This is a genomic window from Yersinia artesiana (assembly GCF_902726545.1).
In the GTDB taxonomy this organism is placed as follows: domain Bacteria; phylum Pseudomonadota; class Gammaproteobacteria; order Enterobacterales; family Enterobacteriaceae; genus Yersinia; species Yersinia artesiana.
In genome coordinates this window covers 16,791-37,824 of record NZ_CACVAD010000040.1, presented here as the reverse complement: position 1 = coordinate 37,824, position 21,034 = coordinate 16,791, and the positions used below count along the sequence as shown (strand labels likewise).

The window sequence follows — 21,034 nt, the reverse complement described above, 5'->3', positions numbered from 1 at the left end:
AATATGCTGCAAGTGAATGAACTTGATCAATATTATGGTGGAAGCCATATCTTGCGTGGCTTGTCATTCGAGGCTGCCATAGGTGAGGTAACCTGCTTATTGGGTCGTAATGGTGTGGGTAAAACAACATTACTCAAATGCCTGATGGGGTTAGTGCCTGCCAAGAACGGTACCATTACTTGGGAGGGGAAAGATATTAGCCATCAATCACCCCATCAGCGAGTCAAAGGGGGGATTGCCTATGTGCCACAAGGGCGGGAAATTTTCCCGCGATTAACAGTAGAAGAGAACATCCTGTTAGGTCTTTCCCGCTTTTCCGGTTCACAAAGTCAGGTTGTGCCAGAACATATTTATCAACTCTTCCCAGTTTTGCAGGAAATGAAACATCGCCGTGGCGGCGATTTATCGGGCGGACAGCAGCAGCAACTGGCCATCGGGCGGGCGCTGGCTTGCCAACCTCGTTTGCTCATTCTTGATGAACCCACAGAAGGCATTCAGCCCTCGGTTATTAAGGAAATCGGGCTAGTCATCAAGAAACTGGCGGCCCGTGGGGATATGGCTATTTTGTTGGTTGAGCAATTTTATGATTTTGCCGCAGAGCTGGCGGATAGCTATTTGGTGATGTCCCGCGGCAAAATTGTCCAGCGAGGTCACGGTACCGATATGGAGCTTGAGGGTGTCCGTAGCCTGGTCGCTATTTGAGTTATTTTATGATATTTGAGTGCTATCGATTGGGAGCGAATCAGAAGCACCCCATTCAGCCCAAGAACCGTCATACAGTGCTACCGATGGTGCATTGACTGCGGCTAATCCCAGAGCAACCACCGCAGCTGTAACACCTGAGCCACAGCTGGTAATAATGGGTTTGGTTAAATCCACCCCTTGGGCGGCAAAAATAGCTTCCAGTTCTTGTGGTGATTTCAGGTTACCATTTTCAACCATACTCCCCCAAGGCACATTAATACTGCCGGGGATGCGACCAAGACGCAATCCAGGACGAGGTTCTGGTTCCAGGGCTTTGAATCTGCCGGCTGGACGAGCATCTAAAATCTGTATTTCATTGTTTCCCAGTGCGGCTAAAACCTCATGAACATTTTTGACAGCAGCATCATTGAATGTTGCGTTGAAGGTTTGAGGTGTTGGAAATGTTGGGCCGCTTTCTAATGCAAAACCTGCCTGTTGCCACCCACTAAAACCACCGGCCAGTATATATACGTTTTTGGCACCGAAGATACGGAGTGTCCACCAAACCCGTGGTGCTGAAAATAGGTTGCCATCATCATAAATGACCAAGGTATGCTGCTCACTAACCCCTAATTGGCCTGCCATCTCACTGAATACTTGTGGAGATGGCAACATATGAGGCAAATCGGTGCTGTTATCTGCAATTGCATCAATATCAAAGTAAACAGCGCCGGGAATATGCCCTTGCTCAAACTCGGCCTGAATATTTCTTTTAGGGATTAATCCTGGCGGTGACATTCTGGCATCCAGAATAACGATGTTGGCATCATCAATATGTTCTGCCAGCCATTGTGGTGTAACCAAAAAAGATGAGTTCATAGCAAGTTACCTGTCGAAATTATAAAGAAGCGGCTTAGTTGAGTGCTTCATCGCGGTGTTCACTATATAACGAAATCACCGTATTGAAACCCAGAGTTGTCAGCAATGCATATTGCTTCGCAAAGTTTAAATTTATAGTTTCATTTGTTTCATAAAAAGAATAAATAATTCATTTTTTGGCTTTTATGATTTCCTTTTGTGAGCTAGGTAGCTTGGTTTACTACTTGTTAATGCAAAATTTCATCGGACTGAGCAGATTAAATGAGTTGCTTCGCAAAAAAGGTTTTTCATTCTGATTTTACCTTGAGTGTGAAATTTTAATTTCGTATAACCATTGACAAGTAGAGGCTCTTCGTGGGGCCTTAATCCTAAATAAGCGAGGGGAATAGAATGCAAAAGGTTCGAATTGGCCTCATTGGTACCGGTTATATTGGTCGCTGTCATGCTATTGCTTATGCGCAGGTTGCGACTGTTTTTCCTTTAAAGGGCTTGCCCGTATTAGAAATGCTGGCAGAGGTCACTCCTGAATTGGCTCAACAACGAGCTGAAGAGTTTGGTTTTTCCCGATCGACTGCAAATTGGCAAGAATTGGTCTCTGACCCAGCTATTGATGTCGTAGATATTTGTGCGCCAAATTTCTTACACAAAGAAATGGCCCTTGCAGCGATAAGCCATGGTAAGCATGTTTATTCCGAAAAACCGCTGGCTCTTAATGCCGCAGATGCCAAAGAAATGGCTGAGGCAGCACGCGCTAAAGGGGTGAAAACGTTGGTGGGGTTCAACTATATGAAGAACCCAACTAGCCAGCTAGCCCGAGAGATCATTGCCAATGGCGAGATTGGCGATATCGTGCATTTTTATGGCACTCATAATGAAGATTATTTGGCAGACCCGCAAACACCGTTGGATTGGCACTGCACTAAGGCGCAGGCGGGGCTAGGAGCATTAGGTGATTTAGCCGCACACATTGTCAATATGGCCCATTATCTGGTGGGTGATATCACTGATGTATGTGCTGATATGCAGACGGTGATTAAACAGCGACCTGATCCAAAAAATCCCTCATTGTTACGTGAAGTAGAAAATGAAGATCAGGCTAGTGCGCTAGTTCGTTTTGCCAATGGAGCAATGGGAACTATAGAGACTTCACGCATTGCTTGTGGTCGCAAAATGGGTTTGACCTATGTGGTCACAGGAACCAAAGGCACAATCAGTTATTCTCAAGAGCGAATGGCTGAATTGCAACTCTATCGTCACGATGAACCCCAGTCCAGACAAGGGTTTAAAACACTGCTTACAGGGCCATTGCACCCCGACTACGCAGCATTTTGTGTAAGTTCCGGGCATGGTATTGGATTTAACGACCAAAAAACGGTCGAGATCCGTGATTTGATTAACGGCATTGCTGCCGGTGATCGTATGTGGCCGGATTTCGAAGAAGGCTGGAAAGTCTCCCGAGTACTTGATGCGATTGCTGCTTCAGCAGAGGAGTTGTGCTGGGTCAATGTAGTTGAAAATTGATGTGATTCGTCATCGCTCAACGCTTTTCGAGCTTAGTCAGATCAAAACAGAAGGCGATTATCACATTCTCATATTTACATAGTATTTTAAGTTAGTTAGCAGCAGGGATCATTAAGGTGATACTGGCGGGAATTATGCCAAGTATGAGCCTCAATATGCCTGCTGCTGATACCAAATTTAATCGCTGTGGAGCCGGGGCCGCTTATTACCTTAGCGAGCAACAACGGGCCAGAATAAAACTGTTGTCTCGCTCTTGGCTATGGCGGCTGGAATTGCCTACCTGGATATTGATAGGAGTAATTCATACTGGCTGGTTTGCCTGTGTTATTTATTGGCAGCAATTAGGCGCAGTGCTGGGAAGCGTATCGCTAATATTACTGACCACGTGGTATATGTCGCTACAGCATGAGTTGATTCATGGTCATCCAACTCGCTGGCGACGGGTAAATCAGCTGTTAGGCACTTTGCCGCTGGCAATATGGTATCCCTATGGTCTATATCGTGACTCCCATATTCAACACCATAAAGATGAAGATCTGACTCATCCTGAAAAAGATCCAGAATGCTATTATTACACCGCAAAACAATGGCAACATTTTTCCCAATTATTCAAAGGTGTTGTCCGTATTAGCAATACTTTTGCCGGCCGATTAATTTTGGGGCCCGCGTTAGATATCATCGCCACTATCCGCAGTGCAACCCGTGCATTTATTACTGGCGATCGTCCTGCCATTGCAATGTGGTTGGTTCATTTTGGTTTACTTGGCTTATTGTTTTACTGGATGGCTGGTTATGGTATTTCGGCTATTTTTTATATTTTGATGATTAGCTACCCAGCTCTTAGTCTGACCAAAATAAGATCCTTTTTTGAGCATCGCGCGGCGGAAAACAGTGCAGCACGTTCTACTTTGAATGAGGCAGCATGGCCATGGCGGCTACTTTTTTTAAACCTCAATTATCATTTAGTTCACCATGATTTACCGGCTTTACCCTGGTATGGATTGCGCCGGATTTATCTGGAAAATCGGGTTGAGTATCAGCATCGCAGCGAGCAATTTGTGGTGCACGGCTATACTGAATGGTTGGAAACATTTGTTTTTACAGCCTTGGAGATAAAAATTCATCCCTTTTACGATAGTGAAAATAAAGCTCCGGCTGAGGAAAGGCTGCACACTGTAATTGACAGGGGAGATGGGTATAGCGAGTCAGTCTAAAGTGGCTTATCAAAGTGAAAACGAAGGCATCAGGCTATCTACAAAATCGGAGGTATTGTTTTCATTTATCTGTAGTTTACTGTTGTTATATACAGCTATTTATGTAATCTTAACAGTCATCCTTGTCAGTAAAGCGCGTTTAAATACTTAGCTATCATACTGTTATCTATAGAAGTGGCAGGCCAGTTAGCCTAGTCTGACTTGAATAATATATTTAATATCAATTGGTTATTTGGTTCATTTTCGACTAAATCTAATATGGTTGCTGATTTGTTAATGGTTTTAGTTTGTATGCCTTGTTGACATGGGCATTTCACCGACATTAACGAATGAACTTTCATTAACCCTTGAGCACAAGAGGTAAAGCATGGCAAAGACCCTAACTCGTAGCCGGATTTTTGCGTTAGCTACAGTAATGTTGGCTGTTTCAGGTGGTGCGTCGCAGGCTGCTGATACTGTCCGTGTTGGCTCAAAAATTGATACTGAAGGCTCATTGCTGGGCAATATTATTGTGCAGGTTCTTGATGCTAATGGGATTAAAACCACCAATAAATCCCAGTTGGGCACCACCAAAGTTGTGCGCGGAGCTATCATTGCAGGTGAGATTGATATTTACCCTGAATACACGGGTAATGGTGCCTTTTTCTTTTCTGATGAAAAAGATCCTGCCTGGAAAGATGCGAAAGCAGGTTATGAAAAAGTAAAAGCGCTGGATTATGAGAAAAATAAACTGGTGTGGCTTTCACCTGCGCCAGCGAACAATACCTGGACTATTGCTGTTCGCCAGGATTTAGCTAGCGCTAATAATTTGAAAACCCTGGATGATTTAGGTAAATGGATTAATACGGGTGGCAAATTCAAATTGGCGGCTTCAGCTGAGTTTATTGAAAGACCTGATGCTCTGCCTGCTTTCCAACAAGCTTATGGCTTCAAATTGAACCAAGACCAACTCCTATCATTGGCGGGTGGTGACACTGCGGTAACAATTAAAGCCGCCGCTGAGCAAACCTCGGGAGTGAATGCCGCCATGGCGTATGGTACCGATGGCCCGGTAGCGGCATTAGGTCTGCAAACGTTGGAGGATACCAAAGGTGTGCAGCCTATCTATGCGCCAACCCCAATAATCCGTGAAGCCACACTGAAAGCACATCCTAATATTCCTGCTTTGCTCAATCCCGTATTTGCCACTCTTGATAGTGCAACCTTACAAAAACTGAATGCCAGAATTGCGGTTGAAGGTCAGGATGCCAAGAAAGTTGCGGCCAATTATCTGAAAGAAAAAGGGTTTGTGAAAGGGTAGTCATGTGTATCAGGGAGGATGCTATAGCTATCAATATGTATAGCACTCTCTAATAAACAGATAATTCATTGCTTCGATTAGGATTATTTGTCATGGAGATGGATTTTTATGTCTGTAAAAAACCGAGTCCTGTTAGCGCTGGTTATTTTGATGATTTTATCAGGAGTCGGGCTTTCTTTTGTCAGCCATGCACCCAATCGGTTGATATCAGGGCAGGGAATTTCATTAATATCGTTAGTGACAGGGCCAGTTTGGTGGTTGTTAGTGCCAATATTGATGTTGGCTAGCTTCGCTTTCTTTAAACCAAGTACTGTGCTGTATTGGGCCACAGTTTTGATAGCCGAACTGCTGTTATTCGGTTTGCTGTTACTGGCTGGCACCACTGCTACACAACTTGCTGGCGGCGAAGAAAGCCTGGTTCGCACATCTCTTGGCGGTGGGTTCTGGCTGATGAGTGGGATGAGTATTTTGATTGCTATCGATAGCTTGTCTCGTGCGGTTGTGAATCCTATCTGGCGTAGTATGGCTAATGTTTTGCTACTTCTGCCCGTCGTAATATTGCTGGCTACCGGGCAACTCGATCAACTGTCATTGCTGAAAGAATACGTTAATCGTCAAGACGTGTTTGATGATGCGTTATGGCAACATCTTCAAATCCTGTTTGCAACGTTAGTGCCAGCGGTGCTTTTGGGTATTCCCCTTGGTTTGTTTTGTTTCCGCTCTCTTCGCTTTCAAACTGCTGTTTTTTCTATATTAAATATTATTCAAACTATCCCATCTATTGCTTTGTTTGGTCTGCTAATTGCGCCTTTGGCGGGGTTAGCTACGGCTATGCCCTGGTTGGCTGAGCATGGAGTGAGTGGTATCGGGTTAGCGCCAGCGATTGTTGCTCTGGTACTTTATGCCTTATTGCCGTTGGTACGTAATGTCGTTGCCGGGCTAGACGCTGTACCTGACAGTGTTGTTGAATCGGCACGAGGAATGGGAATGACCCGCGGCCAGTTATTCTTTCGGGTGCAGATACCCATTGCCATGCCACTTATTGTATCTGGAGTTCGGATTATTGCAGTGCAAACAGTCGGATTAGCTGTTGTTGCCGCACTAATTGGTGCGGGTGGTTTAGGCGCGATTGTATTTCAAGGTTTGCTCAGCAGTGCACTGGATTTAGTGCTGTTGGGGGTAATCCCCGTGATAGTGATGGCGGTAGTAGTTGATTCGCTGTTTAAATTCATCGTTATTTTTATGGATACTTCGCATCGATGATTCATTTCCATCAGGTAAGTAAATATTTTGCCGGTAAACGGGCTGTAGATAACCTAACGTTACAAATAGCTAAAGGGGAATTTACGGTATTGATAGGTACCTCGGGTTCCGGTAAGTCGACCACACTAAAAATGATTAACCGACTGATTGAACATGATGAAGGGGAAATCCATTTTGCTGGAGAGGAAATTCGTAATTATAAGCCCGAAGATATACGCCGTCGCATGGGTTATGCCATCCAATCAATAGGGCTATTCCCCCATTGGACTGTGGAACGCAATATTGGCACCGTACCACAATTACTCAAATGGCCGCAGGAGCGGATACGGCAGCGAGTGATTGAATTGCTTGAGTTATTGCATCTGGATCCAGAACAATTTCTTCATCGTTATCCTCATCAATTATCCGGCGGCCAGCAACAAAGGGTAGGTGTTGCTAGAGCTTTGGCCGCAGATCCAGAAGTATTACTGATGGACGAACCCTTTGGGGCATTAGACCCAGTGACACGTTCGGCATTGCAATTCGAAATTACCCGTATTCATCAATTATCGGGTCGGACTATTGTGCTGGTTACTCATGATATTGATGAAGCTTTAGCTTTGGCTGACCGTATAGTGTTGATGGATGGCGGGCGAGTTATCCAGCAAGGGACCCCTTTGGAAATGTTGACTCAGCCCGCGAATGACTTTGTTCGTGATTTCTTTGGCCGCAGTGACTTAGGTATTAAGTTGTTGTCACTCGGGCGAGCCGAACAACGTATCAGACGCGGTGAAACTATGATAGGGCAACCCATACTGGGTACGGCTAGCTTGCGTGAAGCACTTTCTCTGTTTGTGTCACGCCAGACAGATAAATTGTTGGTAGTCGATGAACAGGGGCAACCATTGGGGGTACTTTACTTTGCTGATTTGATTGCGGATGCAGATAGGGGAGGAGTATGAAACCGACTGCCATCAAAATGGGTGAAGGCAAAAAGCGTCTGATTGATAAGCTTAAATCAGCGCTACAGTGTGGGTTAACCGATCCTCTTTGTTGGGCATTGCTCTTATTGGCTGGTCTGGTTTTTGGTATGACCTCCTTGTGGGGCTTTTTTTCTGCGTTATTCCCTGACCTCGACAGGCCGATATATGTGCAAGATACATTTTGGTCACTGGTGGTTGCCCATGTTTTTCTGGTGCTTATCTCCAGCATTATCGCTGTTTTTATTGGGGTTAGTGCTGGTGTTGCCGTGACGCGTCCTGCGGGGAAAGAATTTCGTTCGGTGGTAGAAACTATTGTCGCGATGGGGCAGACATTCCCTCCGGTGGCAGTGCTTGCTATCGCCGTGCCGGTAATGGGTTTTAGCGAAAAGCCCGCCATTATTGCTTTAGTGCTGTATGGTTTATTGCCTATTTTACAAGGAACTATTACAGGTGTTGAATCTGTTTCCCGGGATATCCGTGAGGTTGCTGCAGGGGTAGGAATGAGCGCCAGACAGATCTTGTGGCGCGTGGAATTACCGTTGGCTGCACCGGTTATTGTGGCGGGGATCCGAACGTCAGTCATTATCAATATCGGGACTGCTGCGATTGCTTCCACGGTAGGGACGAAAACCTTGGGATCGCCAATTATTATCGGGCTGAGCGGTTTTAATACTGCTTATGTTATCCAGGGCGCGATTGTAGTCGCTCTATTAGCGATTATTACCGATATGATTTTTACCCGTTGGAATCGACGTTTATCTCGCTGGCGAGAATTGCAGTCTCTTCCTGAAGCAAAAGATCACTGATATTTCGGTTTTTACTGATCTTCTTAAGTAGGTGTCAATGCTGATTTCACTGCCTATGTATGGGGTTCGACCACAACAAGATGTGCAACCTTTTTGGCAATTATTGTTGCAGCAATTGCGCAAGCATGGCGTTACGGCAGTCCCCGAACAGCTATGTTGGCCCTCAGATTTACTGCAACATTGGCGTGATCCTGCACTGTTTTTGAGCCAGACCTGTGGTTTTCCTCTCGTGACTTTATTGCAACAGCAAGTTCAATTGGTCGGCGCATTCAGTTATCAATCACCTTATTGCTCAGGGGAGTATTACCGCAGTTTAGTAGTGGTTCGTGAAAATGAAGAAGGGCAGCAGCTTTCTGACTTTCGCCATCGTGTCGTTGCGTTCAACAGTACCGACTCCCAGTCAGGATACAATGCTTTGCGTGCTTTGATTGCGCCATTGGCGATCAATGGGAAGCTCTTTTCTCGTGCAGTAGCTTCGGGGGGACACTATCGTTCCATCGAAATGATTCAACAGCGGCAAGCTGATATTGCTGCTATCGACTGTGTGAGTTTTGCATTATTGCAGCGTGATAATCCAGCAGCTGTTGCCGGATTAAAAATTATCGCGCAAACCGAGGCCGCACCGGGATTACCGCTGATTACGTCATTAACAACATCGGAAAAGCAACTTATCCTGATACGTCAGGCTATTACAGCCACAGTCAGCTCTCTGGAGGCAAGTTCTGCTAAGGATCAATTATTGATCAGAGGATTTAGCACATTGCCGTTGTCGGCCTATGACGTCATTAAACAGATGCAAGAAAAGGCGTTGGCATTAGGTGTAATAACACTTTAAAACAAATATTTATTATTTCGTCTCGACTTATTTACTAATAGTTAATTTCAAATAAAATAAATTATAGTGTTTTTAATTTAAATGGATATATTTTCTATGAATATAAATACCTTTTGGTCTTTTTATTTTAATGATTTATACCTCAAAGATTCTTTATTTATTGTTTATATCCGCTACCTTTATATATAGGAGATTTACATCATCATTTATATCCTTTTATAGGGACTTGTAAGGATTGCCTATGTCTACAGATGATCAAAAGGTCGGGCTTATACCCGTAACCCTAATGGTTGCAGGGAATATAATGGGGTCAGGTGTTTTCTTGTTACCTGCAAGTTTGGCTTCTACCGGTGGAATAGCGATATGGGGATGGCTAATTACTATTATTGGTGCATTAGCACTATCAATGGTTTATGCCAAAATGTCATCTTTGGATGATAGCCCTGGCGGATCTTATGCTTATGCCCGACGAGCTTTTGGCCCGTTCTTAGGTTATCAAACTAACGTTCTGTATTGGTTAGCTTGCTGGATTGGCAATATCGCCATGGTAGTGATCGGTGTTGGTTACCTTAGCTATTTTTTCCCACTGTTAAAAGAGCCGATGATATTAACCATAACTTGCATTGTCATACTATGGGTTTTTGTCGGGTTGAATATTATCGGGCCTAAAATGATTACCCGAGTACAAGCAGTCGCAACATCATTAGCACTGATACCGATTGTTGGGATCGCTTTATTTGGTTGGTTCTGGTTTAAAGGCGAAACCTATATGGCCGCCTGGAATGTTAGCGGCTTAGGTACATTGGGTGCTATTCAAAGCACCTTAAATGTCACTTTATGGTCATTTATTGGGGTGGAAACAGCTTCAGTCGCCGCAGGTGTTGTGAAGAATCCAAAACGTAATGTGCCGATTGCCACCGTTGGCGGAGTCTTAATTGCGGCGGTGTGTTATGTGCTCTCCAGTAGCGCCATTATGGGGATGATCCCTAATGCAGAATTGCGGGTGTCAGCGTCACCCTTTGGCGATGCCGCACGATTGGCTCTTGGGGACACCGCAGGTGCAATTGTGTCACTTTGTGCTGCAATTGGCTGCCTCGGTTCGTTAGGTGGCTGGACGTTAGTGGCCGGACAAACAGCAAAAGCTGCCGCTGATGATGGGCTATTTCCCCCTATCTTCGGTAAGGTCAATAAAGTCGGAACGCCTGTTGCAGGGCTGCTGATTATCGGTGTGCTAATGACGATATTTCAGATTGGCAGTATCTCGCCTAATGCAGCCAAAGAGTTTGCTTTGGTTTCTTCCGTGACGGTTATTTTTACATTAGTGCCTTATTTATATACCTGTGCGGCATTGTTGCTGGTCGGTCATGGTCATTTGGGCAAGCAAGTCAAAACCTATGTTGGTATTACGCTCATTGCTTTTGTCTATTGTATTTGGGCGGTAGTCGGTTCTGGGGCCGAGGAAGTTATGTGGTCATTCGTTACTTTGATGGTTATTACTGCACTTTATACTTTTAATTATAACCGTACTCACAAAAGCCCATTTCCACTCAATTCATCTGTTAAGAATATTCAGTAACCGCGGCTTTAGTAGCCAGATTGATTGCTGTTTGATGAGTTATCAATAAAGGGACAAATACGATGATTGAATTAAGTCGCCATAAGAAACGTAATGTTTTGATTGTTGACAGTAATATTCGTGACATTAATACGGCTAATGGTCGCGCAGTCAACGAATTGATCATTGCGTTGGATGATATTAATTTTAATGTCATGGTCGCAGCAACATTTGAAGATGGTAGTGCAACAGTCGCGTCAGATTCTTCTTTATGTTGTATTTTTATCGATTGGACGTCTGGCGGTAATGATGATGAATCCCATAGCCAGGCATTTGCTTTGCTGCAAGATATTCGCCGCCGTAATAAATCCATTCCGGTGTTATTGATGGCCGAGCATTCATGCATTGATAGCCTGAATTTAGATACTATGAAATTGGTGAATGAATTTGTCTGGATGCATGAAGATACTGCGGAATTTATTGCTGCCCGCGCCAAAGCGCTGATCAGCAAATATTACCAGCAGCTATTTCCCCCCTTTACTAAAGCCTTATTGCAATATACTGAAGAAAATCCAGAGTATTCATGGGCAGCTCCCGGACATCAGGGGGGCGTGGCGTTTACTAAAACAGCCGTGGGGCGAGAATTCCTTGATTTCTTCGGTGAGAACCTGTTTCGAACGGATACCGGTATTGAGCGAGGAGCATTGGGGTCGTTACTCGATCACAGCGGTCCAATAAAAGAGTCCGAAGCTTATGCTGCACAGGTTTTTGGTGCGCATATCAGTTACTCAATGCTTAATGGTACCTCTGGATCTAACCGCGCCATCATGTCTGCCGTAGTGGAAGAGAAGCAGGTCGCGTTATGTGATCGCAACTGCCATAAGTCAATCGAGCAGGGGTTGGTGCTATCGGGGGCATTACCGGTGTTTTTTATCCCGACCCGTAATCGCTATGGTATCATCGGCCCAATCCCCAAAGCTCAATTTCACCCCAGCAGCATCACGCAAAAAATTGCTCAAAACCCATTGATATCATTGGTGCCTGATATTACCCCTGTCTATGCAGTGGTCACTAATTGTACCTATGACGGTATGTGTTATAACGCTGAGCAAGCTCAGGATTTATTGGCAAAAAGTGTCGATCAAATACATTTTGATGAGGCCTGGTATGCCTATGCCCGCTTTAATCCTCTTTATCGAAGCCGGTTTGCTATGCGGGGTTCTCCCACTGAGCATCCAGCGCAGGGGCCGACAGTTTTTGCCACACAATCGACACATAAATTGTTGGCAGCGCTGTCACAAGCATCATATATCCATGTGAGGAATGGCAAAAAACCTATCCAACATTCGCGTTTTAATGAGTCTTATATGTTGCAATCCACCACCTCGCCGCTGTACGCCATCATTGCTGCCAATGAAATCGGTGCTGCCATGATGGAAGGGGATCAAGGGTTAGCTCTAACGCAGGAGGTTATTGATGAAGCTGTTGATTTCCGCCTGGCGTTGGCGCGAGCACATGATGCGTTTGCTGAACAAGGCGAGTGGTTTTTTAAACCCTGGAATGCACTGGAAGTCACAGATGAAAAAAGTGGTAAAAAAGTCCCATTCGCGCAAGCCGCCAAAAACCAGTTAACAACTGATCCCCAGTGTTGGGTTCTCAAACCGGGTGAGCAGTGGCATGGCTTTGATCAATTGGAGGAAGATTGGTGCATGCTTGACCCTATCAAAGTCGGGATCATGGTGCCTGGCATGGGGGACGACGGCAAGTTGTCGGAGCAAGGGATTCCCGCTGCGGTGGTGACTGAATTTCTTGGTCAGCGGGGGATAGTGCCTTCGCGCACCACTGATTTTATGGTGTTATGTTTATTCTCGGTTGGCGTGACCAAAGGTAAGTGGGGGACCTTCATTAATGTGCTACTGGAGTTCAAACAGCACTACGATGACAACACATCGGTTTCTATTTGCTTGCCCGAACTGGCTAATAAATACCCACAACACTATGGAGATATTGGTCTGAAGGCACTGTGTGACAAGATATTCGCTTATATGAAAACCAGCGAAATGGATAACTTACAGGCAGAAGCATTTAGTCATTTACCCGTGCCGAAAATGCTACCCCGTCAGGCTTTTCAAGCACATATGGCTGGGCGCTGCGAACTATTGCCACTCAATAAGTTAGCTGGGCGTGTTTCTGCTGTTGGTGTTATTCCTTATCCACCGGGTATCCCGATTGTGATGCCGGGGGAAAGTTTTGGTCACGATGACGAACCGTGGTTACGCTATATTCGCAGCATCGCGCAGTGGGGCCAGCATTTCCCCGGATTTGAGAAGATACTGGAAGGCGCTGAACAAAAAGATGGGCAATATTATCTATGGGTGTTGCAGTCCTAGCATCAGGCGGTATTTAGCTGATTAAGTACATAAGACGGCAATAAAAATCCGCCTCATGCACGATTATTCATCATTACAGCAGGCCGCCGCTCTCAACATCAAGCCTTGCTTATTGAGATAAGGTAAAACTGCCCATCTTGCCCGTTACGGTGATTCCTGACCATTATTGGACAAGCCCGCAGGGCCAATATCAGACAATGGGCTGGACTCCGTAGTTTCAGTTTCATGTGGGGTGGTTGAACGGGTATAAATGTTCAGTCCAGCCAGAAAAACGCCACCTAATGAACTCAAAGCCATTACCGCAATCAGGATAATGAGTGCTTTTCTCAGCATAATTATTTTCACTTTTTATCTAAACAGCGTGAATTATAGCCCGTTGGCTAAATGAAACAACTATGTTGCATTTTTAGAGATTAACGCGGTTTGAACAAAAATTTCCCCAGCGTCACCAAAACTACCGCAGAAACAATGACGGCTAACGCGCACCATTCCGTGGTGGATAGACTTTCACCGGCAAAACCAATGCCTAACAATACCGCAACTACCGGATTTACATAGGCATAACTGGTGGCGACAGCGGGGCGGACATTTTTCAGCAAGAACATGTAAGCACTGATAGCCAGCATGGAACCAAAAACAATCAAATAGAGTAGTGAGAGAATTCCGCTCATTGAGGGCATTTGATTGAGTTCTTCGCCGCTTAATGCACTGGCAAGTAACAGAACAACGCCAGCAACCAGCATTTGTGCTGCACCAGACATCGCTCCACTGGGCAACGCCAGCCGTGAGCTCCAGACCGAACCGAATGCCCAACTGGCTGACGCCAGTAATATCAACATCGCACCCAGCGGGTTACCTAATAAGTTACTGCCGGTATTGAGTAGTATAATGCCCACTAACCCGAGAGCAATGCCCGACCATTCCAGCTTAGTATTACGCATTCCCCATAACATGCTGAAACACAAAGTGAATAGTGGAACGGTCGCGACCATAACGGCAGCAATACCGGAGGGGACATGTTGGTGTTCTGCAATGGTGACCAACCCATTACCGATAGCCAATAATAAAATACCAATTGCGCTGGCCCCCATCCATTGGCGCAAAGTGGGCAGGGCGTGGCCTCGAATAGCCAGGAAACTGAACAATAATACTCCGGCAATCAGGTAGCGTAATCCCGCCATCATCAACGGTGGCCAGCTTTCGACCCCGATTCGAATGACCAGATAGGTAGAACCCCAGACGAAGTATAAAGTGAACAGTGAACCGACTAGCAACCACAGATTACGGCTATTTTGCTTTAGCATAGTTATTCAATAGAAAAGGAGCAGTAAAACAGAGAGGTATCAGTAAACATGAGAATAGTGATCGTTACCAAAGGTTTTTATTATTTTTTTATGTTTTAATTTTTCGTCTAAAATTTTCGTTAAAACAGAGGGTTATTCTTATGGTTAACAATTGCTGGCTTAATAGACAGTGACAAAAACTACTCTTCCCAAGAAAGCCAAAATTGCTTCAGGCATGATGCATAAAATCAAGTAGCTCAACTGAGCTTATATGACAATTATCAGATAAGGTGAGTGATTTATGGGGCTGATGGGGAGCCAGATTAGAATACGCATTACGAATCTTATACGTGCTTATTCCGGCCTGGTGGCACTGTTGTCACTGCTTATGACGCCAGTCGCCGAGGCGGTACAGAGTGAATATGCTTTTTTATCTGCCAGTGCGTTACAGCATAACCAACGGGCTGTCGCGCAAAATAACGAGAAAGGACAAGCGCAGATCCCTGTGGCGACACAGCAGGCTTATCACCAGTTATTGCAGCAGGCGGACAAAGCACTGAAACAACCCAACTCCAGTGTCATGGATAAAACCAGAGTTCCGCCCAGTGGCTCTAAGCATGACTATCTAAGTCTCAGTGCGTATTGGTGGCCAGATAGTCAAAAAAGTGATGGTTTACCTTGGATTCGCAAAGATGGGCAGATTAATCCCGCCAGTAAAAATGAAGACAGCGATGGTGTACGTTTGGCTGATTTTACGGCGAAGGTACAGACATTGACGCTGGCCTGGTATTTCTCCGGTGAACAGAAATATGCGGATAAAGCCATTAGCCTGATTCGAACCTGGTTCATTGAACCGGATACTCGCATGAATCCTAATCTGGATTTTGCTCAGGGAGTACCAGGGATCGCCGCAGGGCGCGGGACTGGGGTGTTAGATGGGCGTTATTTTGCCACTCGTATTGTCGATTCGTTGATTATGCTACAGCAAAATAAAAGCTGGACAGTGCAAGATGAAAAGCAGACTCGCCACTGGATGACGGAATATCTACAGTGGTTACGCTACAGCGCAGCAGGTAAAAAAGAAGCTGCGGCGCAGAATAATCACGGCAATTGGTATGTGGTACAAGTGGCGGCTATCGCCTGGTATTTGCAACAACCGACTATTGTGGTTGAGATGGCTGAGTTGCTGAAAACCAAACTGAATAGCCAATTAGCAGCAGAGGGTTCACAACCGCTGGAGTTGGCACGAACACGTTCTTTCCATTACAGCTATTTCAGTTTGCAAGCGGCCATACTGATGGCCCAATTGGCAGATAAAGTTCATGTCGATCTGTGGCATTATCAAACACCGAATGGTAGTGGTTTAATTAAAGCGCTTGATTTTATGGCTCCTTATTCTGTGGAGCAGAGTAAATGGCCCTATCGTAGCCTTGATCATATTGGTGTACGGCTAGTCCCTCTGATGGTTCAGGCAGACAAGGCGCTGGGTGAAAATCGCTACCAACGATGGATACGGCAAGCTGATTTTTCCGCTACCAATAACAAGCGAAGCGGTGCGGTAACTGAAGCTTTGCGTGAGATTGGGTTATTATCTGTATCGGTTAACAAATAGTGGATAATAAAAAGCCGGGAGGGATCTCCCGGCAAAATTTGATGACTGCGAATAAAATAAATTCACAAAACACGATGAAACATTAAAACAATAAAACGATGAGGGTAATGCTAATTAATAACGATTAGAACTGATAGACCAGGCCAACAGCCAGAACGTTATCAGTGTTCAGTTTTAACTTATTATCGTCGTTAAGTTGGTTGATTTTGTAATCAACATAGGTAGACATGTTTTTGTTGAAGTAGTAGTAAGCGCCAATGTCGACATATTTAACTAAATCGGCATCACCAATTCCTTCGATATCTTTTCCTTTAGATTGAATATAAGCCAAAGAAGGTTTTAATCCGAAATCAAACAGGTATTGCGCAACTAATTCAACGTTTTGTGTTTTATTAGCAAAACCACTGACGCTGGTTGAGACATTATTAATAACGGCGGTGCCGGAAATAGGCGTCATATTACGTGTTTCGGCATAAGTTGCACCTAAGTAAACACCGTTATCATCATATTTCAGACCGGTAGTCCAGGCATCTGCTTTATCGCCTTTACCAAATCGTCCTTCTTTCTGCGCGGTGGTGCGGTTAGATGAAGCATAGGCCGCACCGACACTGACACCTGCGCCAATTTCATAGCTGGAAGACAAACCGAAGCCGTCACCATTCTGTTTGGTGGCATCTGCGCGACCATTGGTATTGTCAGTTTCGCTGCCGTTTTTGCCCTGATATTGCAGGGAGAACTTCAGGCCATCAACCAAACCGAAGAAGTCGGTGTTGCGGTAAGTAGCAACGCCAGTTGTACGGCCAGTCATAAAGTTATCGGTTCTGGTGTAGCTGTCATTACCGAACTCTGGCAACATATCGGTCCAGGCGGCGATATCATATAACACGCCGTAGTTACGACCATAGTCGATCGAACCTAATTTCCCATAACGCAAACCGGCAAAGGCTAAGCGTGTTTTATTATCTTTTGTTTCCTGACTTTCAGCATAGTTAGCTGCAACGTTATATTCCCACTGACCATAACCTGTCAGTTGGTCGGTAATTTGAGTCGCACCTTTAAAACCAAAACGAACGTAAGATTTATCGCCATCACTTTTGTTATTATCAGAGAAGTAGTGCAGAGCTTTTACTTTTCCGTATAAATCGAGTTTGTTACCATCTTTATTATAGATTTCTGCTGCATGTGAAGTTGTGGCAACTAATAAGGCTGGTACCAGGATTGCCAGAATATTACGTTTCATATTTTTGCCCTGTTTCTCTTATTTAAAAAGACGCGAGTAGTAGAATTTTTTGCTGTATTCAATATCTGTCTGAATTCATCCAGCGCAGAATTTTTACCGCATCTGTGTGATATATTTATGACAAAAGATAAATAATTGCGACATTGCGTAAATATTGTTCATTTTTATTGGCGATAAACTGACACTTCAACCAGTACTTATGCTGCTTTCGGGCTGACGTGAGCGTTGCGGTGTGGGACAATAGGGCAACATTCAGTTTAGATAAGATATGCATGGCGTTGTCCCCGGCAGTAAAAGAACAAATTAGTCAGTGGTATAAGGCTCTTTCGCAGCAGATTCCGGATTTTATTTCCCGAGCGCCGCAGCGCCAAATGATTGCCGAAGTGGCGAAAACGCTGGCGGGTGATGCTGGTCGCCATTTGGCTATTGAGGCCCCGACGGGGGTCGGCAAAACCCTGTCTTATCTGATCCCAGGCATTGCCGTCGGCCGGGCGGAAAGCAAGCCGCTGGTGGTCAGTACCGCAAATGTGGCGTTACAGGATCAGATTTACAGCAAAGATTTGCCGCTGTTGAAGAAGATTATTCCCGACCTTAAGTTCACCGGTGCCTTTGGGCGTGGGCGCTATGTCTGTCCGCGCAATCTGGCGGCGATGTGCACCGATGTCTCCGGGCAAGGGGATTTATCACTCTTTCTCGGTGATGAACTGGCTCCTGCCAATGGCGAGGAGCAGGCAACCTGTTTAGCGCTGTCCAAATCATTGAACAGCCATGTCTGGGATGGGCTGCGTGACCATCATCAGTTATCACTCAGTGACAGTTTGTGGGCCAAATTAAGTACCGACAAAGCCAATTGCCTGGGCCGTAATTGTCATTATTTTCGTGAATGCCCGTTCTTTATTGCCCGCAAGGAAATAGAAAGCGCCGATGTCGTGGTCGCCAATCATGCATTAGTCATGGCGGCACTGGAAACCGAATCCGTATTACCCAATCCTAAAGAGCTGCTGCTGGTGTTGGATGAGGGCCATCATTTGCCAGATGTTGCCCGTGATGCACTTGAGATTGAGGGTGAAATCACCGCGTTTTTTGCCAATATGCAGTTGGATATGATTGTCCGGCTGGTGGATCAATGCATGGTGCAATATCGGCCTAAAAACCCACCCGGTTTGGCTAATCCCGAACGTTTAAAAGATCATTGTGAACAACTGCGTGAGCTGATGCTGAGTGTTGAGCAGCAAGTTAGCCAACTGCTGCCAGCCGATGGCAGTCCGGCGGTATATCGTTTTGAAATGGGTGAACTACCCGGTAGTTTGACGGAAGATTGCGCCAAATTATTCAAGTTAACCGATGCGTTACGTGGTCTGGCTGAGTTTGTTCTCAATGATTTAAGCGAACAAACCGGCAAGCACGATATCGTGCGGTTACATCGTGCCATTTTGCAAATGAGCCGGACATTGGGTTATCTGGAGGCCATGAGCAAACTTTGGCGCTTGGCGGCGATGGCAAAAGCGTCGAATGCGCCGATTTCCAAATGGATTACCCGCGATTATCGCGAGAATCAGACGCACCTCTATTTCCACTGTGTGGGAATACGCGTCAGTGATCAGTTGGATAAAATGCTGTGGCGTAAAGTGCCACATGTCATTGTCACGTCGGCCACTTTACGTTCGCTTAATAGTTTTGCGCGTTTGCAGGAACTTAGCGGATTGAGCGAGAAAGCCGGAGACCGGTTTGAAACCCTGTCATCACCGTTTAATCATATAGAGCAAGGGAAGCTGATTATTCCCAAAATGCGCTTTGAACCCACTATGGCCCATGAGGCTGAGCATCTGGCGGAAATGGCGCAATTCTTCCGCGCGCAACAGGCCAGCGGGCAGCATAAGGGCATGTTGATCCTATTTAGCAGCCACCGGGCGATGCAAACGTTCCTCAGTCATGTCACTGATCTGCGCTTGATGCTACTGGTTCAAGGGGATCAACCGCGCTACCGGCTGGTAGAAGAGCACCGCAAGCGGGTGAAAAAGGGCACAGCCAGTGTATTGATAGGCTTGCAATCCTTTGCTGAGGGATTGGATTTGAAAGGTGAATTATTGACTCAGGTTCATATCCACAAAATTTCATTTCCCCCTATCGATAGCCCGGTGATCTTGACTGAAGGGGAATGGCTTAAGTCGTTGAATCGCTATCCGTTTGAGGTGCAAAGTTTGCCAAGTGCGTCATTTAATTTGATTCAACAAGTTGGACGTCTGATCCGCAGTAACCAATGCCATGGTGAAATTATTATTTATGACCGGCGCTTATTAACCAAGGGTTATGGTTCGCGGTTGCTGGCGGCGTTACCTGTTTTTCCTATCGAGCAACCGGATATGCCGGAAGGCAACGTTGTGGTCACTCCCATGGCGAAGGTGGCTGCTAAGGCGGCAGGGAAGAAAGTACGAAGAAAACGAACGACCTTATAGCTAGTGGTCGCTTGGTATGCTGGTTTGATTATTGAAACGGAGCGAGTGATTACTCCGATTGATAATCGGCCAGCCTATATTGCGATTTCACTGAAATTTTATGGCAAATATCATCCCTCAAGTTAATCATTTCTGAAAAAAACCATTTGATCTGAAATCTTTTCTGATAGGCATAAATCCAGTGACTAATATTATATCAACCGCTGGTGAGCTGACTCTGACAAGTTAAGCCTGGCAGTACCTCCGGTGAAAATTGCTGGTTATTGGTTAGCGGCAATGCTAACTGCTATCGACATATTTGGCGGGCAGAGGTAGATCAGAATGAAACAGCTAATGGCAGAGTTTATTGGCACTTTCTGGCTGGTGTTAGGCGGGTGCGGCAGCGCAGTATTGGCGGCAATGTTCCCGGTGGCGGGGATCGGATTTCTCGGTGTGGCGTTGGCATTCGGGCTGACTGTTGTCACAATGGCGTATGCATTAGGGCACGTTTCTGGTGCGCATTTTAACCCTGCAGTGTCGCTTGGTTTATGGGTCGGAGGCCGCTTTTCTGGCGCACAATTGATCCCCTATATCATCGCACAAGTGCTGGGGGGGCTAGCCGGGGCGGCAATTTTGTATTTAATCGCCAGTGGTAAGGCCGGTTTTGATGTGACTGCCGGATTCGCCAGTAATGGCTTTGGCGTGCGCTCACCGGGGGGTTATAGCTTACAAGCGGTATTGGTCGCCGAAGTGATTCTAACTATGGGGTTCGTGATGGTGATTATGGGGGCGACGGATATACGTTCTCCGGCAGTAGCCGCTCCGCTGGCGATCGGTTTGTGTCTGACACTGATTCACTTAATCAGCATTCCGGTAGATAACACTTCAGTTAATCCAGCCCGTAGCACCGGGGTAGCCATTTTTGCCGGTGGAATTGCATTACAGCAATTATGGGTATTCTGGTTAGCGCCTTTAGTGGGCGGGGCCTTAGGGGGGGCTATCTACCGTGTACTGTTTAGCCCACCGGAAGAGTTGAATAATTGATAGAGATAGAC

The 21,034-nt window shown here is 45.7% G+C and carries 17 protein-coding genes; 13 read left to right on the top strand and 4 right to left on the bottom strand.

The genetic code is table 11. The features are described 5' to 3' along the window. Positions 1-3: 3 nt before the first annotated feature. Positions 4-702, top strand: coding sequence for an urea ABC transporter ATP-binding subunit UrtE (gene urtE, locus HU019_RS14175; RefSeq protein ID WP_174848367.1), 699 nt, complete (start codon positions 4-6; stop codon positions 700-702). 6 nt (positions 703-708) lie between these two features. On the opposite strand, the gene sseA is transcribed toward urtE, so the two are convergent. After that, entirely contained in the window at positions 709-1,563 is an 855-nt protein-coding gene (gene sseA / locus HU019_RS14170; protein ID WP_174848368.1) for a 3-mercaptopyruvate sulfurtransferase, read from the bottom strand. Positions 1,564-1,953: 390 nt separating this feature from the next. On the opposite strand from sseA, the gene HU019_RS14165 reads away from it, so the two are divergent. The 9 genes from HU019_RS14165 to HU019_RS14125 all read left to right on the top strand — a co-directional run bounded on the left by HU019_RS14165 (position 1,954) and on the right by HU019_RS14125 (position 13,409). Further along, positions 1,954-3,084 carry a Gfo/Idh/MocA family protein gene (locus HU019_RS14165; RefSeq protein ID WP_174848369.1) on the top strand — a complete coding sequence of 377 codons (1,131 nt, stop codon included), beginning with the start codon at positions 1,954-1,956 and terminating at the stop codon, positions 3,082-3,084. Between the two features lie 155 nt (positions 3,085-3,239). Beyond that, positions 3,240-4,298 carry a fatty acid desaturase gene (locus tag HU019_RS14160; protein ID WP_174848408.1) on the top strand — a complete coding sequence of 353 codons (1,059 nt, stop codon included), beginning with the start codon at positions 3,240-3,242 and terminating at the stop codon, positions 4,296-4,298. Positions 4,299-4,665: 367 nt separating this feature from the next. Then, on the top strand, positions 4,666-5,598 hold the full coding sequence (osmF, locus tag HU019_RS14155; RefSeq protein ID WP_174848370.1) for a glycine betaine ABC transporter substrate-binding protein OsmF: 933 nt from the start codon (positions 4,666-4,668) through the stop codon (positions 5,596-5,598). Positions 5,599-5,706: 108 nt separating this feature from the next. Further along, positions 5,707-6,861, top strand: coding sequence for an ABC transporter permease (locus HU019_RS14150; RefSeq protein ID WP_174848371.1), 1,155 nt, complete (start codon positions 5,707-5,709; stop codon positions 6,859-6,861). Then, on the top strand, positions 6,858-7,802 hold the full coding sequence (locus HU019_RS14145; protein WP_174848372.1) for an ABC transporter ATP-binding protein: 945 nt from the start codon (positions 6,858-6,860) through the stop codon (positions 7,800-7,802). The genes HU019_RS14150 and HU019_RS14145 overlap by 4 nt, the downstream gene beginning before the upstream one ends. Positions 7,803-7,930: 128 nt before the next feature. Next, positions 7,931-8,629 (top strand): ABC transporter permease, encoded by a 699-nt coding sequence (locus tag HU019_RS14140; RefSeq protein WP_174848409.1) that lies wholly within the window; start codon positions 7,931-7,933, stop codon positions 8,627-8,629. 55 nt (positions 8,630-8,684) lie between these two features. After that, on the top strand, positions 8,685-9,464 hold the full coding sequence (locus tag HU019_RS14135; protein ID WP_174848410.1) for a phosphate/phosphite/phosphonate ABC transporter substrate-binding protein: 780 nt from the start codon (positions 8,685-8,687) through the stop codon (positions 9,462-9,464). Positions 9,465-9,705: 241 nt separating this feature from the next. Further along, positions 9,706-11,040: an arginine/agmatine antiporter gene (adiC, locus tag HU019_RS14130; protein ID WP_174848373.1), complete on the top strand. Its 1,335-nt coding sequence runs from the start codon at positions 9,706-9,708 to the stop codon at positions 11,038-11,040. Positions 11,041-11,102: 62 nt separating this feature from the next. Next, positions 11,103-13,409 (top strand): Orn/Lys/Arg family decarboxylase, encoded by a 2,307-nt coding sequence (locus tag HU019_RS14125; protein ID WP_174848374.1) that lies wholly within the window; start codon positions 11,103-11,105, stop codon positions 13,407-13,409. Positions 13,410-13,553: 144 nt separating this feature from the next. On the opposite strand, the gene HU019_RS14120 is transcribed toward HU019_RS14125, so the two are convergent. Together HU019_RS14120 and yedA are read right to left on the bottom strand one after the other, a co-directional pair. Then, complete coding sequence (locus HU019_RS14120; protein ID WP_025377722.1) at positions 13,554-13,742, bottom strand: hypothetical protein; 189 nt, start codon at positions 13,740-13,742, stop codon at positions 13,554-13,556. A gap of 80 nt (positions 13,743-13,822) precedes the next feature. Further along, entirely contained in the window at positions 13,823-14,713 is an 891-nt protein-coding gene (gene yedA, locus HU019_RS14115) for a drug/metabolite exporter YedA (protein ID WP_174848375.1), read from the bottom strand. A 280-nt stretch (positions 14,714-14,993) separates the two neighbouring features. Here yedA and HU019_RS14110 point away from each other — a divergent pair, with 280 nt between their 5' ends. Further along, positions 14,994-16,304 (top strand): alginate lyase family protein, encoded by a 1,311-nt coding sequence (locus HU019_RS14110; RefSeq protein ID WP_174848376.1) that lies wholly within the window; start codon positions 14,994-14,996, stop codon positions 16,302-16,304. Between the two features lie 124 nt (positions 16,305-16,428). On the opposite strand, the gene ompF2 is transcribed toward HU019_RS14110, so the two are convergent. Next, a complete protein-coding gene (ompF2, locus tag HU019_RS14105) occupies positions 16,429-17,544 on the bottom strand; it encodes a porin OmpF2 (protein ID WP_019081077.1) in 1,116 nt (371 codons plus the stop codon). A 272-nt stretch (positions 17,545-17,816) separates the two neighbouring features. Here ompF2 and dinG point away from each other — a divergent pair, with 272 nt between their 5' ends. Both dinG and aqpZ read left to right on the top strand, forming a co-directional pair. Beyond that, positions 17,817-20,000 (top strand): ATP-dependent DNA helicase DinG, encoded by a 2,184-nt coding sequence (gene dinG, locus HU019_RS14100; protein WP_174848378.1) that lies wholly within the window; start codon positions 17,817-17,819, stop codon positions 19,998-20,000. Positions 20,001-20,321: 321 nt separating this feature from the next. Continuing rightward, the gene (gene aqpZ / locus HU019_RS14095) at positions 20,322-21,023 is read left to right on the top strand and encodes an aquaporin Z (RefSeq protein ID WP_174848379.1); all 702 of its coding nucleotides are present in this window, start codon (positions 20,322-20,324) and stop codon (positions 21,021-21,023) included. Positions 21,024-21,034: the final 11 nt, after the last annotated feature.